At 61.9% G+C, this 14553-nt stretch carries 9 protein-coding genes; 6 read left to right on the top strand and 3 right to left on the bottom strand.

The window, feature by feature from the left end:
• Positions 1 to 4135, bottom strand: a 4135-nt coding sequence (locus tag J1D76_RS16130) for a retention module-containing protein (protein ID WP_421139237.1), incomplete at its 3' end; no start/stop codon positions are given.
• A 588-nt stretch (positions 4136 to 4723) separates the two neighbouring features.
• Between J1D76_RS16130 and J1D76_RS16125 the strand changes: the two genes are divergently transcribed.
• The 3 genes from J1D76_RS16125 to J1D76_RS16115 are packed head-to-tail and all read left to right on the top strand — an operon-like array spanning position 4724 to position 9629.
• Positions 4724 to 6088, top strand: coding sequence for a TolC family outer membrane protein (locus tag J1D76_RS16125; RefSeq protein WP_421139236.1), 1365 nt, complete (start codon positions 4724 to 4726; stop codon positions 6086 to 6088).
• Between the two features lie 16 nt (positions 6089 to 6104).
• The gene (locus J1D76_RS16120; RefSeq protein WP_421139235.1) at positions 6105 to 8264 is read left to right on the top strand and encodes a type I secretion system permease/ATPase; all 2160 of its coding nucleotides are present in this window, start codon (positions 6105 to 6107) and stop codon (positions 8262 to 8264) included.
• A gap of 9 nt (positions 8265 to 8273) precedes the next feature.
• Positions 8274 to 9629: an HlyD family type I secretion periplasmic adaptor subunit gene (locus J1D76_RS16115; RefSeq protein ID WP_421139234.1), complete on the top strand. Its 1356-nt coding sequence runs from the start codon at positions 8274 to 8276 to the stop codon at positions 9627 to 9629.
• Between the two features lie 145 nt (positions 9630 to 9774).
• Here J1D76_RS16115 and J1D76_RS16110 read toward each other — a convergent pair whose 3' ends face one another.
• Positions 9775 to 10371 (bottom strand): tRNA-uridine aminocarboxypropyltransferase, encoded by a 597-nt coding sequence (locus J1D76_RS16110; protein WP_421139233.1) that lies wholly within the window; start codon positions 10369 to 10371, stop codon positions 9775 to 9777.
• A 4-nt stretch (positions 10372 to 10375) separates the two neighbouring features.
• Positions 10376 to 11269, bottom strand: a complete 894-nt coding sequence (locus tag J1D76_RS16105; RefSeq protein ID WP_421139232.1) for a LysR family transcriptional regulator — start codon at positions 11267 to 11269, stop codon at positions 10376 to 10378.
• A gap of 334 nt (positions 11270 to 11603) precedes the next feature.
• Here J1D76_RS16105 and speB point away from each other — a divergent pair, with 334 nt between their 5' ends.
• The 3 genes from speB to J1D76_RS16090 are packed head-to-tail and all read left to right on the top strand — an operon-like array spanning position 11604 to position 14553.
• The gene (gene speB, locus J1D76_RS16100) at positions 11604 to 12554 is read left to right on the top strand and encodes an agmatinase (RefSeq protein ID WP_421139231.1); all 951 of its coding nucleotides are present in this window, start codon (positions 11604 to 11606) and stop codon (positions 12552 to 12554) included.
• Positions 12555 to 12563: 9 nt separating this feature from the next.
• On the top strand, positions 12564 to 12986 hold the full coding sequence (locus J1D76_RS16095) for a YybH family protein (protein WP_421139230.1): 423 nt from the start codon (positions 12564 to 12566) through the stop codon (positions 12984 to 12986).
• 55 nt (positions 12987 to 13041) lie between these two features.
• On the top strand, positions 13042 to 14553 hold the full coding sequence (locus J1D76_RS16090; protein WP_421139229.1) for a purine-cytosine permease family protein: 1512 nt from the start codon (positions 13042 to 13044) through the stop codon (positions 14551 to 14553).

Below are 14553 nucleotides of genomic sequence, written 5' to 3'. Positions count from 1 at the left end.
CACCGCTGGCGGACGTCGAGGTGTCGGAGCCGGCGCGTACGCCGACCACCGCGCCTCCCGCCGCCGGGCCATCGGCGCCAATGACATCGTTGTCCAGCACATTGCCACTGATGATGCCGCCCTCGCCCACCGAGGCGTGTTCAGGTTTGGCGGTCGGCACGTCATCGACGATGTTCACCACGATGGTGCTGGTGACGATATTGCCCTGCCCGTCGGTGGCCTGATAAGTGAACGTGTCGTGCGTGACGTTTGCACCATCGTTGGCGTGCGGCGTGGTGCTCGGCGGTGTGGTCAGGGTGTAGGTGTAGGTGCCGTTGGGGTTGATCTGGATCTGCCCGTAGGCACCGACGTTGCTGCCGACCAGCGCATAGGTGAGACCGCCCACCGCGCCGGTGACCGAGCCAACCAGCGTGCCCGACGCGGTTTCGCCGGTGTTGCCGGGGTCGCTGCCGATGACGGTGCCGGCGGCCAGGTCCTGGCCGTCCTTGCTCAGGTCGAGGGCTTTTTCGTAGACCGTGACGTCGGTGTCGCTGGCCGCTGTCAGGCAACTGTTGATCACGTCGACGGTGATGGTCGTGGTGCTTTCATCGCCGTCGGCATCGCGGATGGTGTAGGTGAACGTATCGGTGGCTCCGGCGGCGCCGACCGAGTTCGGGTTGCTGTGATACTCCGCATTACCTTGGGCATCGAGGATCAGGTAACCGTAAGTGCCGTTGATGTGGGTGTTCAGGCCACCGCTGGCGGACGTCGAGGTGTCGGAGCCGGCGCGTACGCCGACCACCGCGCCTCCCGCCGCCGGGCCATCGGCGCCAATGACATCGTTGTCCAGCACATTGCCACTGATGATGCCGCCCTCGCCGACCGAGGCGTGTTCAGGTTTGGCGGTCGGCACGTCATCGACGATGTTCACCACGATGGTGCTGGTGACGATATTGCCCAGTGAGTCGGTGGCCTGGTAGGTAAAGGTTTCGTGCGTGACATTCGCGCCGTCGTTCGCCTGCGGCGTAGTGCCTGGCGGCGATGTCAGGGTGTAGGTGTAGGTGCCATCGGCGTGAATCGCAATCTGTCCGTAAATCCCGGTGTCGCTGCCGACCAAGGCGTAAGTGATCGCGCCCGTTGCGCCGGTGACCGAGCCGACCAGGGTGCCCGACGCGGTTTCGCCAGTGTTGCCCGGATCGCTGCCGGTGACCGTACCGGCGGCCAGGTCCTGGCCGTCCTTGCTCAGGTCGAGGGCTTTTTCGTAGACGGTCACGTCGTGGTCGCTGACCGCAATGATGCAGCTGTTGTGGACGTCGATGGTGAGGGTGGTGGTGCTTTCGTCACCGTCGGCATCACGCAAGGTGTAGGTGAAGGTGTCGCTCGCGCCGGGGCCGCTCACCGCATTCGGATTGCTGTGGTAAACCGCGTTGCCGTGGGCATCGAGTGTCAGGTATCCGTAAGTGCCATTGATCTGGGTGTTGAGGCCGCCACTGACCGGGGTCGAGGTGTCTGAGCCGGCGCGCACGCCGACCACTCCGCCGCCCGCCGCCGGGCCATCGGCGCCGCCGACATCGTTCGCCAGCACGTTACCGCTGACGATACCGCCCTCGCCGACCGACGCGACGTCAGGGTTGGCGGTGGGCAGGTCATCGACGATGTTGACGTTGAGTTGCGCGCTTGCCGTGCTGCCGTCAGCGTCGGTGGCAACGACCTCAAAGTGCTCGGTGACGGTGTTGGCGCCATCGGCGTTGGGGTGGTGAGGATCCGTGAAATTCAGGGTGTAGGTGTAACTCACCACACCTGTGGTCGCGTTGTAGCCGGTGACGGTGAAGGTACTGCCCAACGCGGTGGTGGCCGATAGCGGGAACCCGACCACGACGCCGCCGCTGATCAAGGAGACCCCGCCCACGGTCAGCGATTGCAGGCCGTCCGGCGCCGTCACGGTAAACGTGCCGTTCTGGGTCAACGCCGGGGCATCCGGCTCGGAACCATAGGTGAGGTTTTTCTCATAGACCGTCAGTTGCCCGCCGGAAACGTCGAGGCTCACCGGGTCGTCGTTGTTGTGGACCTGCAGCACCAGGTTCGCGGTGCTGGTATCGCCGTCCGAATCGGTGATGGTGTAGGTGAACGTTTCAGTGCCGTTGCCACCGCCGTGCAGGGCTTTGAAGTCAGCATCGCTGGTGTTCAGGGTGTAGGTGTAAGTGCCGTTGGCATTGAGCACCAAAGTGCCGTAGGTCCCGGTGAAAGTGCCGGCGGTGATCGGCCCGGTGTTTTCACCGACGGTTACACGGTCGGCGCCTTGGACGTCGTTGGTCAGCACGTTACCGTTGAGGGTGAGCAGGGTTTCCGAGGCGGTATGGAGGTTGCTGTCATCCACCCCTTTGGGCAGGTCGTCGACGATGTTGACGTCCAGTGAACCGGTCGCGGTGGTGCCGTTGTCATCGACCACGGTCACGGCAAACTGCTCTGGCAAATTGTTGGCGCCGTTGGCCGTTGGGTGCGCTTCGTTGTCATTCAGGGTGTAGCTGTAGCTGACGACGCCGGTCGCGGCATTGAAGCCGGTGATGGTCAGTGTGCTGCCCAGTGGTGTGGTGATCGATTGCGGAAAGCCTGCGGCCACGCCATCGGTGACCACGGAAATGCCACCGACGGTCAGGCTGGTGACGCCATCGAGGGCCGTGACGGTGAAGGTGCCGTTCTGAGTCAGTGCGGCCGAGTCAGGCGCGCTGCCGTCGCTGAGGTTTTTCTCGAAGACGGTCAGTTCGCCACCCTCAACGCTCAATCCGCCAATCGTCACCGGGTCATCGTTGTTGTGGATTTGCAGCACCAGGTTCGCCGTGCTGCTGTCACCGTCAGCGTCGGTCAACGTATAGGTGAACGTCTCGGTGCCGTTGCCAGCGCCGTGCAGGGCTTTGAAATCCGCATCGCTGGTATTCAGGGTGTAGGTGTAGGTGCCATTGGCATTGAGCACCAAAGTCCCGTAGGTACCGGTGAAAGTGCCGGGGGTGATCGGCCCGCTGTTCTCCCCGACCGTCACACGGTCCGCGCCCTGGACGTCGTTGGTCAGCACGTTGCCATTGAGCGTGAGTTGGGTTTCCGAGGCGGTGCCATTGTGGTCGTCGACAGCCTTGGGCACGTCATCGGTGATGTTGATGTCCAGCGAACCGGTGGCGCTGTCGCCGTTGCTGTCATTGGCTACCACGGTGAAGTGTTCACCGAGATTATTGGCGCCCCCACCGCTCGGATGGGTTTCTGCACCGTTGAGGGTGTAGCTGTAGCTGACCACGCCGGTGGCCGGGTTGAATCCGGTGATGGTCAGCGTACTGCCCAGCGGCGTGGTGATCGATTGCGGGAAGCCCGCGGCCACCCCGCCGGTGACCACGTTGATGCCGCCCACGCTCAGGCTGGACAGCCCGTCCGCTGCATTGACCGTGAAGGTGCCGCTTTGCGTCAGCGCGCCAACATTACTCGCCGAACCGTTGGCCAGGTTGGCTTCACTGACGGTCAGTTCGCCGTTCTCTACCGACAGGCCGTTGAGGCTCACCGGGTTGTTCGGCAACTCAGGTGGAAGTTCAGGTGGAAGCAATGGCGCAACCACGGGCGGCACGACAGGCACATCGGCAGTTGCCACGAAATTGTTTGGATTGGCGTCGAAACGCTGCTCGGGCAGTTCGGGAATGCCGCCGAAACCGGCGGTGGGGAAGCCAATGGTCGGGTCGACGTGACCACCCACTTCTTCGAGCAGGACAAAACTGTGGCCGCTGCCCTGGACGCCGCCAGGCACCCCGGTCGTCATGGCTGGCCCGGCCGCGGTGGCTTCAGCGGTCTGGGTCGGGTCGGCGCCCGCGGCAATGGCTTTTTGCAGCTGTTCGACATCGGTCAGTTGCGCTTCGCTCGGCGTCACCGCTTCAGGCGAATCCACATGAGGAATCTGATTGGCGAGTAACTGTGGCGACATCTGCATGCTGCTGTCACGCCCGAGGGTCAGCTCCTGGCCATTTTGCAGATGCACCGCCACCGCGCCCTCGGCACCGGTGGTCAACTGGTCGCCGGCGAACACCCTGTCTCCCTCGACCAGCGCGCGACGGGTGCCGTCGCTCGCCACTGCGAACACCTGACCTATGACCTTACTGACGATACCGATGAGCGTAGCCATGTGCACTTCCTCCGCTGCCAACCGCTGTCGGCACCTTGTTTGTGCGAAGAACGTGCTCATGGCTTGAGCGGGTTGTCTGGCGGATCGTGCGCCGGGTGCCGGCTTACGTGAGTAAGCCGCGGCCCCGGCGACGGTCTCGCCCAGCCAGTCGCTCACGGCGTTGTTCGCGTTTATTGGAAAAACCCTCTGCAATCAATGGCATCGGGGTCCTGTTCGCGACAACTTGCCGTTGAGCGATGCGTAACGATCGTGAATCAGTTCAGTGACAAAAAACCGTCACCCCTAGATCGCTCGCGTCCCTCCCCTCCAGCACTTCTCCGCTCTATGTCGATAAGTGGATTGGAACTTTCCTCAACCCCCGATGAGCGCCCTAGAGCTCATAAAACAAAGGCTTTGCAGTTGAACAATGTGCTGGATTTTGCAGAGCGCATAAGTTTTTTTTGGCATAACCGTTATGAAAAAAATTTCTTAGCTACGCTTCAGAATGTTCTTAGCTCTTTTGTTAAAGACATGAAACAACTCTACCTATAAATGTCGTCAAATAATTGGCGACTGATAAGCACCATCAGGAATCAGGGAGATGCACCCATGCGCCTTTTAACCCCCCTCTGCAGCGCGGTTCTGCTGGCCATGGCCTGCTCGTCCCACGCTCAGGCCATGACGCTGACCGACGCGATCCAGAGCACCATTGCGACTCACCCGGAACTGGCTTCGCGGGTAGACAGCCGCCTGTCGGCCGACGAAGACGTCAAGGTCGCCAAAGGGGGCTTTTACCCATCCGTCGATCTAAACGCCGCGTACGGGCGCGGGTACAGCGATAACACCAATACCCGGGCACTCACCCAAGGTGGGCACAACACCGAAACCTTGAATTACACCCAGTCGGAATTGCGCCTGCGGCAAATGCTCTTCGACGGTTTCAACACCGCCAATGAAGTCGAGCGCACCAAGGGCGTGGTCAACTCTCGCGCCTATTACGCCCAAGGGACCGCGCAGGACCTGGCCCTGCGCACCACCGAGGTCTATCTCGAAGTGCTCAAGCGCCGCGAACTGGTGACCCTGGCCAAGAACAACTTGCAAGCGCACCTGCGGGTTAACGACCAGATCGGCCTGCGCACCCAGCGCGGGATCGGCAGCAACGCCGACGCCGACCAGTCCACCGCCCGTCGCGCCCTGGCGGAAAACAACCTCGACACCGCCGAAGTTGATCTGGCGGATGCCGAGTCCAATTTCTACGCCGTCGTGGGGCGCATGCCCGATGAGCTGGAAACCCCGCCATCGATTCGCGGCGAAGTCCCCACTTCCCTGCCCGAAGCCCAGCAGAGCATGGTGGAGAACAACCCGTACCTGAAATCGGCCCAGGCCGACGTGCAATCGGCCGAGAGCCAGTACGAAGTCGCGAAGTCGCCGTTCTACCCGCGTCTGGACGCCGAGGCGGCCGTGGGTGCGAACAACAACGTGCAGGGTGACGAAGGCCACGACAACGAATGGCGTGTCGGCGTGGTGATGAACTACAACCTGTTCCGCGGCGGCAGCGACAAGGCGCGCCTGGCCTCCGATGCCCACAAGATCAACCAGGCCATGGACATCCGCAACAACGCCCTGCGCCAACTCAACGAGAACATTCACCTGGCCTGGAATGCCATGGTCAATGCCAAGAAGCAAACCCCGACCGCCCGTGAATACGCCGACACCAGTAAACGCGTGCGCATGGCCTACCAGGATCAGTTCGGCCTCGGCCAACGGACCCTGCTCGACCTGCTGGACAGCGAAAACGAACTCTATAACGCCAACCGTCGCTACACCGAAGTGCGCTACACCGAAGAGTATTCGATGTACCGTGTACTGGCGAACATGGGCCAGTTGCTGAGCAAGCAACGGGTCGTGTTGCCCGCCGATGCGATCGCCCAGACCGAAGTGAAGAACGAAGCACGTCTGCCTGAACTGAAGTAGTACACGGGAGCGTTCAATGACCAGCATGGAACCCGGCAACCTTGGTGTCGATCCGCGCCTGAGCTTCGATGACCCGCTTCTGGACGGTCTGTTGATCCTCTGCAAACTCCACGGCGCGACAGTCAGTCGCGCCAGCCTCAGTGCCGGGCTGCCTATGGCACACCAACGCCTGAGCCTGGACCTGCTGCCCCGTGCAGCGGCCCGGGCCGGTTTGCAGGCGCGCCTGCTGCGCCGCGACCTCAAGGACATTTCCGCCCTCAACCTGCCCGTGCTGCTGTTGCTCAACAACGGTCGCACGGCGGTGCTGCGCCGTTATGGCGAAGACGGCAAGGTGCTGATCCTGCCCAGCGAAGCCGATGGCGGCGAACAATGGCTCAGCCCCGAAGAGCTGGCCGAGCATTACAGTGGCCAGGCGTTGTTCGCTCGGCCCCGCCACGAACTCGAAGACCTTCGCTCGCCACTGGTGCCACGGGTGCAGGCCTGGTTCCGCGATACGCTGAAGTTGTCGAAATGGCTGTACAGCGATGCGATCCTGGCGAGTTTCCTGATCAACCTGCTGGGCCTGATGGTGCCGTTGTTCGTGATGCAAACCTACGACCGTGTGGTGCCGAACCAGGCCACGTCGACCTTGTGGGTGCTGGCGATCGGTTTGTTGATCGGCACCGCGTTCGAACTCGTGCTGCGGGTGGTGCGCGCGCACTTGCTGGACACCGCCGGCAAGAAAACCGACGTGATCCTCTCGGCCACGCTGTTCGAGCGCATCACCGGCATGTCGATGAAAGCACGGCCGGCCACCATCGGTGGTTTTGCCCAAAGCATTCATGACTTCCAGGGCTTGCGCGAGTTTCTCACCGCCGTGACCCTCACCAGCCTGATCGACCTGCCCTTCTGCCTGCTGATGCTGCTGGTCATCGGCCTGCTTGGTGGCTGGCTGGTGGTGATCCCGATCCTGGCGTTTCCGATCACCATCATCTTCGCCATGGTGATTCAGGTTCGCCTGCGCGACACCGTGCAGAAAAGCCTCAGCCTCGGCGCCGAACGCCAGGCCCTGCTGATCGAAACCCTCAGCGGCCTGGAAACCCTCAAGGCCTGTAGCGCCGAAAGCGAACGCCAACACAAATGGGAAACCACCCACGGCGCCCTCACCCGTCTCGACAGCCACGCACGCAACCTGTCGGCGCTTGCCACCAACGGCACGCTGTTCATCCAGCAATTGTCCGGCATGGCGACCATTGTCGCCGGGGTCTACAGCATCATCGCCGGCAACCTCAGCGTCGGCGCCCTGGTGGCCAGCTACATGCTCGGCAGCCGGGTGCTGGCGCCATTGGGGCAGATCGCCGGCCTGATCACCCGCTACCAGCAAGCGCAATTGACCATGAAAAGCACCGACGCGCTGATGGGCCTGCCCCAGGAGCGCGACGCCAAGCAACGCCCTTTGGAGCGCACTCAACTGCAAGGCGCACTGGATGTTGTCGGCGTGACCTTTCACTACAACGGCCAGAGTGCTCCGGCCCTGGCCAACATCAGCTTCAGTGTCAGACCCGGTGAACGCATCGGCATCATCGGTCGCAGCGGCTCGGGCAAAAGTACCCTGGCGCGCCTGGTGATGGGGTTCTACGAACCGGAAGAAGGCCAGTTGCTGCTCGACGGCCTGGACCTGCGGCAACTGGACGTCGCCGACCTGCGCCATCAAATCGGCTACGTCGCCCACGACCTGCCGCTGCTGGCCGGCAGTCTGCGCGACAACCTGACCCTCGGTGCCCGCTACATCAGCGATTCACGCATGCTCGAAGTGGCGGAAATGACCGGTGTCACCGAGCTGGCCCGGCAACACCCGCAAGGCTTCGACCGGCCCGTGGGCGAGCGCGGGCAATTGCTCTCCGGTGGTCAGCGCCAGGCGGTACTGATGGCCCGGGCGATGCTGCTCGACCCGCCGATCATGCTGCTCGACGAACCCACCAGTGCCATGGACAACAGCAGCGAAGACGTCCTGCGGCAAAAGCTTCACGGCTGGGTCAAAGGCAAGACCATCCTGTTGGTCACCCACCGCACCTCAATGTTGAGCCTGGTGGACCGGTTGGTGGTGTTGGACAACGGACGGATCGTCGCCGACGGTCCGAAAGAAGCGGTCATCGATGCACTGCGCAAGGGCCGTGTCGGCTCTGCGGCCGTCTAGGAGTCGCCCATGTCTGCCGATCAAGGATCCCGTGGCTACTTCGACAGTTTCAACAAGAGTGCCGAAACCGAGTTCATGCCGGAAACCGCCGGCGCCTCGTTGCAGGACTCTCCGCGCTGGTCGCGCATCACCGTGTGGCTGGCTGCGGCACTGCTGATCAGCGCACTGGTCTGGGCCCGGTTCGCCGTGTTGCAGGAAGTGACCATGGGCGAAGGCAAGGCGATTCCGTCGAGCAAGGTCCAGGTGATCCAGAACCTGGAGGGCGGCATCGTCACCGAGATTTTCGTCCGCGAAGGGCAAATGGTGAACAAGGGCGACACCCTGCTGCGCCTGGATGACACCCGCTACCTGTCGAACAAGGGCGAAAGCGAGGCCGACCGCTATGCACTGACCGCGAAGGTCGAACGGCTGGAGGCGGAAGCCGAAGGCCAGCCGCTCAAGCTGTCAGAAGAGGTCATCAGCAAGGCGCCACAAGTGGCTGAAGACGAGCGCGCACTTTACGACCAGCGGCAACGCAGGCTGGCCAGCGAGCAACGGACGCTGAGTGAACAACTTCGGCAAAAAACCCAGGAACTGGCGGAGTTCCGCTCCAAGCAGGGGCAATTCAGCTCCAGCCTGGCCCTGCTGCAACAGGAGATGAACATGTCCACGCCACTGGTCGGCACTGGCGCCGTTTCTCCGGTGGAAATCCTCCGGCTCAAACGCAGCGCGGTGGAGATTCGCGGCTCTCTGGACGCCACGACCCTGGCCATTCCCAGGGCCGAATCGGCGATCAACGAGATCAAAAGCAAAATCGACGAGTCGGAACAAACCTTCCGCTCGGAAGCCGCCAAGGAGCTGAATGACAAACGCACCGACCTGTCGAAAATCACGGCATCGAGCATCGCCATCGACGATCGCGTGACCCGCACCACGGTGGTCTCGCCAGTTCACGGCATCATCAAGGTGCTGAAGGTCAACACCATCGGCGGCGTGGTCCAGCCGGGCAGTGACATGGTGGAAATCGTGCCCCTGGAAGACAACCTGCTGATCGAAGCCAAGGTCCGCCCGCAAGACGTTGCGTTCCTGCATCCGGGCCAGAAGGCCATGGTCAAGTTCAGTGCCTACGACTACACGATCTACGGGGGCTTGAGCGCCAAGCTGGAACTGATCGGTGCCGACACCATCACCGACGACAAGGGCAACAGCTTCTATCTGATTCAGGTACGCACCGATAAAAACCATTTGGGCGGTGACGTCAAACCGCTGCTGATCATCCCGGGGATGGTGGCCACGGTGGACATCATTACCGGGGAGAAAACGGTGCTGGATTACTTGCTCAAGCCGGTGTTGAAAGCGCGGACCGAGGCGATGCGCGAGCGGTAGGCATTTAGTTGAAAGTTGTGGTGGCTGAAAGGCCGCCTTCGCGGGCAAGCCCGCTCCCACAGGTTTAGTGGTGTTCGCAGATTTTGTGCGCACATCGGACACTGTGGGAGCGGGCTTGCCCGCGAAGGGGCCATAAAAACACCGATTATTTCAAACCATAATTACGCTGAAAAACCTCCTCCCCCATCGCCGCAATCTGCCCCTCGATCAACGCTTCGAACGGCCTCAATAAAGGCGCAAAGGTCTTCGGTGCCTCCAGGGTTTCCAGCGCCTGCACAATCGCCTCCACCGTCGACAACGCCCCAGGCCCCGGTGCCTTGCGCAGTCGATAGCGAGACACACCGCCCTCGGCCAGCGTCACCCTCGGCAACCCCGCCAATAACGGATTGAGGTGCAACATTTTGCGCGCCTTGCGCCAGGTGCCATCCGGGACCACCAATAACATCGGTTCATCGGTGGCCGCGTAAGCCTGCATCGGCTGTGCATCGTCACCGGGAAACAACAACCGCGCCTGATAGCCTGGCTGATCGAGCAAACTCGGCAAGTCTTCGAACACTTCACCTACGATCAACTCGGCATTGTTCAAGCCCAGCGCCGCCAAGCGCGCGGTGTTCAGCGCATGGTTCACCTCGCTCGGATGCTGCAACAGCAACACCCGGGTGCGGCTGTCGAGCCTCGGAATCAAAGGGCAAAGGCAGTGACTTTGCGGGCGCAGGCAGCGCGGGCATTGGATTCTGGACATCTTCTCAGGCCTGGTTCAGTTGGGCTTTAAGCAAATCACGGAAGGTCTGGATCAGCGGCTCGCGGCTGCGGCCCCGGCGCACAATCATCGAAAACGGTGCCTGATAACCAAAGGTTGCCGGCAGCAATACCCGCAAGTCGCCCTTGTCGGCCCAGGCCTGAGCGTAATGCTCCGGCAGGTAGCCGATGTAGGCGCCGGACAGCACCAGAATCAACTGCGCCTCCATACTTTCCACGGTCGCTGCGCTGTGTTTGAAGCCGTGACGCGCCAGTTCCGCCTGGCTCCAGTAGCCACGTCCGACCATGCGCTGCTGGGTAATCACTTGCTCGGGGATGCGCCGTTCGTTGAACAGCGGATGCCGCGTGCTGCAATACAACCAGTGTTGTTCACGGTACAGCGGCATGTACACCAACCCACTCATGCGCGTGGAAAACGCGCCGATGGCCAGGTCGAGACGGTTGTCCTGCACGCCGAGTTGCAATTCGTAAGGGCTCATCACCGACAGGTGCAAGTGCACAGCTGGGTGTTCCTGGCTGTACGCGCCAATGGCTTCGGCGAACGGCAGGGCCTTGTCGCTGACAGTGGAGTCGATCACCCCGAGATTCAAGGTCCCGCGCAACTCGCCTTTGAGCGCGGCAGCGTACTGCTCGAAACCTTCGAGTTCGCCCAACAGGCGCAGGGTTTCCTGATGGAACAGCTCGCCCTTGCTGGTCAGGCTGAAACCACCCCGGCCGCGATGACACAACACCAGGCCGAGGGCTGCCTCGAGCTGGCTCATGTAGGTGCTGATGGCCGACGTCGAGAGATTGAGCGCTTGCTGGGCATTGGCAAACCCCTGATGGCGTACCACGCTGACGAAGATGCGCAATAGTTTCAGGTCGGGTAAAGCGTTGGCCATGGAATGTGAGAACTCCGATCAGTGTAGGGTCAGACGGGTGGCGATCATGCGGCCGCCTTCGCTGGCAAGCCAGCTCCTACAGATGATGCTGCACGCGACAAAACCTGTAGGAGCTGGCTTGCCAGCGAATAGGCCCTTCGACACACCCCATCAACTGCGACGTAAAGTCTAATCCCCTGCGCCCCATTAGTTTAGAAAAATCTGAACTAAGTATTTGCCCGTAGCGATTCTTCCCGGTCACTACATTTCGCAGAATCCGCCCAAACCGGTGCCCGTACCTCCCGTGAGCGGCGCAACCGACATAAATAAAACAAACGACGATGAGGCCCTACCCGTGGACAAGATTCTTCACCAACCACTGGGCGGCAACGAAATGCCGCGCTTCGGCGGCATCGCCACCATGATGCGACTCCCCCACCTCAATACCGCTGCCGGCCTGGACGCTGCCTTCGTAGGCGTGCCGCTGGACATCGGTACTTCGTTGCGTCCGGGCACCCGCTTCGGGCCTCGTGACATCCGCACCGAATCGGTGATGATCCGTCCTTACAACATGGCGACCGGTGCTGCACCGTTCGACTCGCTGTCGGTGGCCGACATCGGCGACGTGGCCATCAACACGTTCAACCTGCTGGACGCCGTACGCATCATCGAAGAAGCCTACGACGACATCCTTGAACACAACGTGATCCCGCTGACGCTGGGCGGCGACCACACCATCACCCTGCCGATCCTGCGTGCCATCCATAAAAAGCACGGCAAGGTCGGCCTGGTGCACATCGATGCCCACGCCGATGTGAACGATCACATGTTTGGCGAGAAAATCGCCCACGGCACCACCTTCCGTCGCGCCGTCGAAGAAGGCCTGCTGGATCCGGACCGCGTCGTGCAGATCGGCCTGCGTGCCCAGGGCTACACCGCTGACGACTTCAACTGGAGCCGCAACCAGGGCTTCCGCGTGGTTCAGGCCGAAGAGTGCTGGCACAAGTCGCTGGCGCCGCTGATGGCTGAAGTCCGCGAGAAAGTCGGTGGCGGCCCGGTGTACCTCAGCTTCGACATCGACGGCATCGACCCGGCCTGGGCTCCAGGCACCGGCACCCCGGAAATCGGTGGCCTGACGACCATTCAGGCGATCGAGATCGTTCGCGGTTGCCAAGGCCTCGACCTGGTGGGCTGCGATCTGGTAGAAGTCTCGCCCGCTTACGACACCACCGGCAACACCTCGCTGCTGGCCGCCAACCTGCTGTACGAAATGCTCTGCGTACTGCCTGGCGTGGTCCACCGCTGAGGATTGGCCATGAATGACCGTGATCAGGTTTTGAAGGCCGCCGCCGATCTGGTGGCCGCTTTTGCCAGTAACGATCGCGAAGCCTACTTCGGCGCGTTCAGCGCCGATGCCAGCTTCGTCTTCTACACCCTCGAACAGCCGCTGCTGTCGCGCGACGCCTATCAGGCGATGTGGGACGGCTGGCGCTCGGAGGATGGCTTCGAGGTGCTCTCGTGCACCTCAAGCAACGCATTCGTCAGCCTGCAGGGTGACGTGGCGATTTTCATCCATGACGTGGCCACCGAGTTGCGCATGCAAGGGGAGCAACACTTCAGCCAGGAGCGCGAGACGATTGTTTTCAAGAAACAAGCGTCTGGCCAAGAACAACAAGGCCTATGGCTGGCCTGCCATGAACATTTGTCGGCCATGCCGCAAGGGCTGCCAACCCCTTAGCCAATACAGGTGACGCTCACGCACGATGAGCGCGCCTTTATGATCGGAGCTGATCATGAATAACAACAACAAAGACCAAAGCCTTACGCAAATTGAAACCCACGGGGTCGAACAGATCCCGGACAACGAACGCACCGCCGGCCCGACGGACTTGTTCCGGATGATCTTCGGTGGTTCCAACACCTTTGCCACCGCCGTCCTCGGCAGCTTCCCGGTACTGTTCGGCTTGTCTTTCCAGGCCGGCGTCTGGGCGATTGTGCTGGGCGTGTTGCTCGGTTCGCTGATCTTGGCACCAATGGGCCTGTTCGGCCCGATCAACGGTACCAACAATGCCGTGTCTTCCGGCGCACACTTCGGCGTGCATGGGCGGATCGTTGGTTCGTTCCTGTCGCTGTTGACCGCCATCGCGTTCTTCTCGCTCTCGGTGTGGAGCTCGGGTGATGCGCTGATCGGTGGCGCCAAACGCCTGATCGGCCTGCCGGAAACCGACCTGACCCTGGGCCTGGCCTACGGTCTGTTCGCGGTCCTGGTACTGACCGTGTGCATCTATGGCTTCCGCTTCCTGTTGTGGGTCAACAAGATCGCGGTGTGGAGTGCCAGCCTGCTGTTCCTGCTGGGCATCTTCGCCTTCGCCGGTCCTTTCGATGCAAACTACGCCGGTACCGTGAACATGGGCCAGCCTGGTTTCTGGGCGGCGTTCATCGGTGCTGCGCTGGTGGCGATGAGCAACCCGATTTCCTTCGGTGCGTTCCTCGGCGACTGGTCGCGCTACATTCCGCGTGACACCTCCAAGCGGCGCATCATGGCCGCCGTGGTGATTTCGCAGATCGCGACCTTTATCCCGTTCCTGTTCGGCCTGGCCACCGCGACCATCGTCGCGATCAAGGCGCCGGACTACATCGCCGCCAACAACTACGTGGGCGGCCTGCTGGCTGTTTCGCCGAGCTGGTTCTTCCTGCCGGTGTGCCTGATCGCGGTGATCGGCGGCATGTCCACCGGCACCACCTCGCTCTATGGCACGGGCCTGGACATGTCCAGCGTGTTCCCACGGGTGCTGTCGCGAGTGAAAGCAACGCTGCTGATCGGCGTGATGTCGATTGCCTTCATCTTCATCGGGCGCTTCGCCGCCAACCTGGTGCAGAGCGTGTCGACCTTCGCCGTGCTGATCATCACCTGCACCACGCCATGGATGGTGATCATGATCATCGGCCTGCTGGTGCGTCGCGGCTTCTACTGCCCGGATGACCTGCAAGTGTTCACCCGTGGCGAGCAAGGTGGCCGTTACTGGTTCACCCACGGCTGGAACTGGCGTGGCCTGGGTGCCTGGATCCCGAGCGCGGCCGTGGGCCTGTGCTTCGTGAACCTGCCGGGTCAGTTTGTCGGCCCACTGGGCGAAATGGCCGGTGGCATCGACATCAGCCTGCCTGTGACTCTGGGCCTGGCGTCGCTGGTGTACCTGGCGCTGCTGAGCCTGTTCCCGGAACCGCGCGAAGTATTCGGCCCGAACGACCCTCGCAGCAAGAGCACGGATTCGCTCGCTAAACCGGCGATGCGACAAGTCGCCTGA

The organism is Pseudomonas sp. NFX15 (assembly GCF_049132105.1).
Classification (GTDB): Bacteria; Pseudomonadota; Gammaproteobacteria; order Pseudomonadales; family Pseudomonadaceae; genus Aquipseudomonas.
The sequence above is the reverse complement of the archived record's forward strand: the minus strand, read 5'-3'. Positions and strand labels throughout refer to the sequence as shown.

Coding starts and splice junctions, on each gene's coding strand:
- J1D76_RS16120 (WP_421139235.1), top strand. CDS start 6,105: ATGACCAGCATGGAACCCGGCAACCTTGGTGTCGATCCGCGCCTGAGC.
- J1D76_RS16105 (WP_421139232.1), bottom strand. CDS start 11,269: ATGGCCAACGCTTTACCCGACCTGAAACTATTGCGCATCTTCGTCAGC.
- J1D76_RS16115 (WP_421139234.1), top strand. CDS start 8,274: ATGTCTGCCGATCAAGGATCCCGTGGCTACTTCGACAGTTTCAACAAG.
- J1D76_RS16090 (WP_421139229.1), top strand. CDS start 13,042: ATGAATAACAACAACAAAGACCAAAGCCTTACGCAAATTGAAACCCAC.
- J1D76_RS16110 (WP_421139233.1), bottom strand. CDS start 10,371: ATGTCCAGAATCCAATGCCCGCGCTGCCTGCGCCCGCAAAGTCACTGC.
- J1D76_RS16095 (WP_421139230.1), top strand. CDS start 12,564: ATGAATGACCGTGATCAGGTTTTGAAGGCCGCCGCCGATCTGGTGGCC.
- J1D76_RS16125 (WP_421139236.1), top strand. CDS start 4,724: ATGCGCCTTTTAACCCCCCTCTGCAGCGCGGTTCTGCTGGCCATGGCC.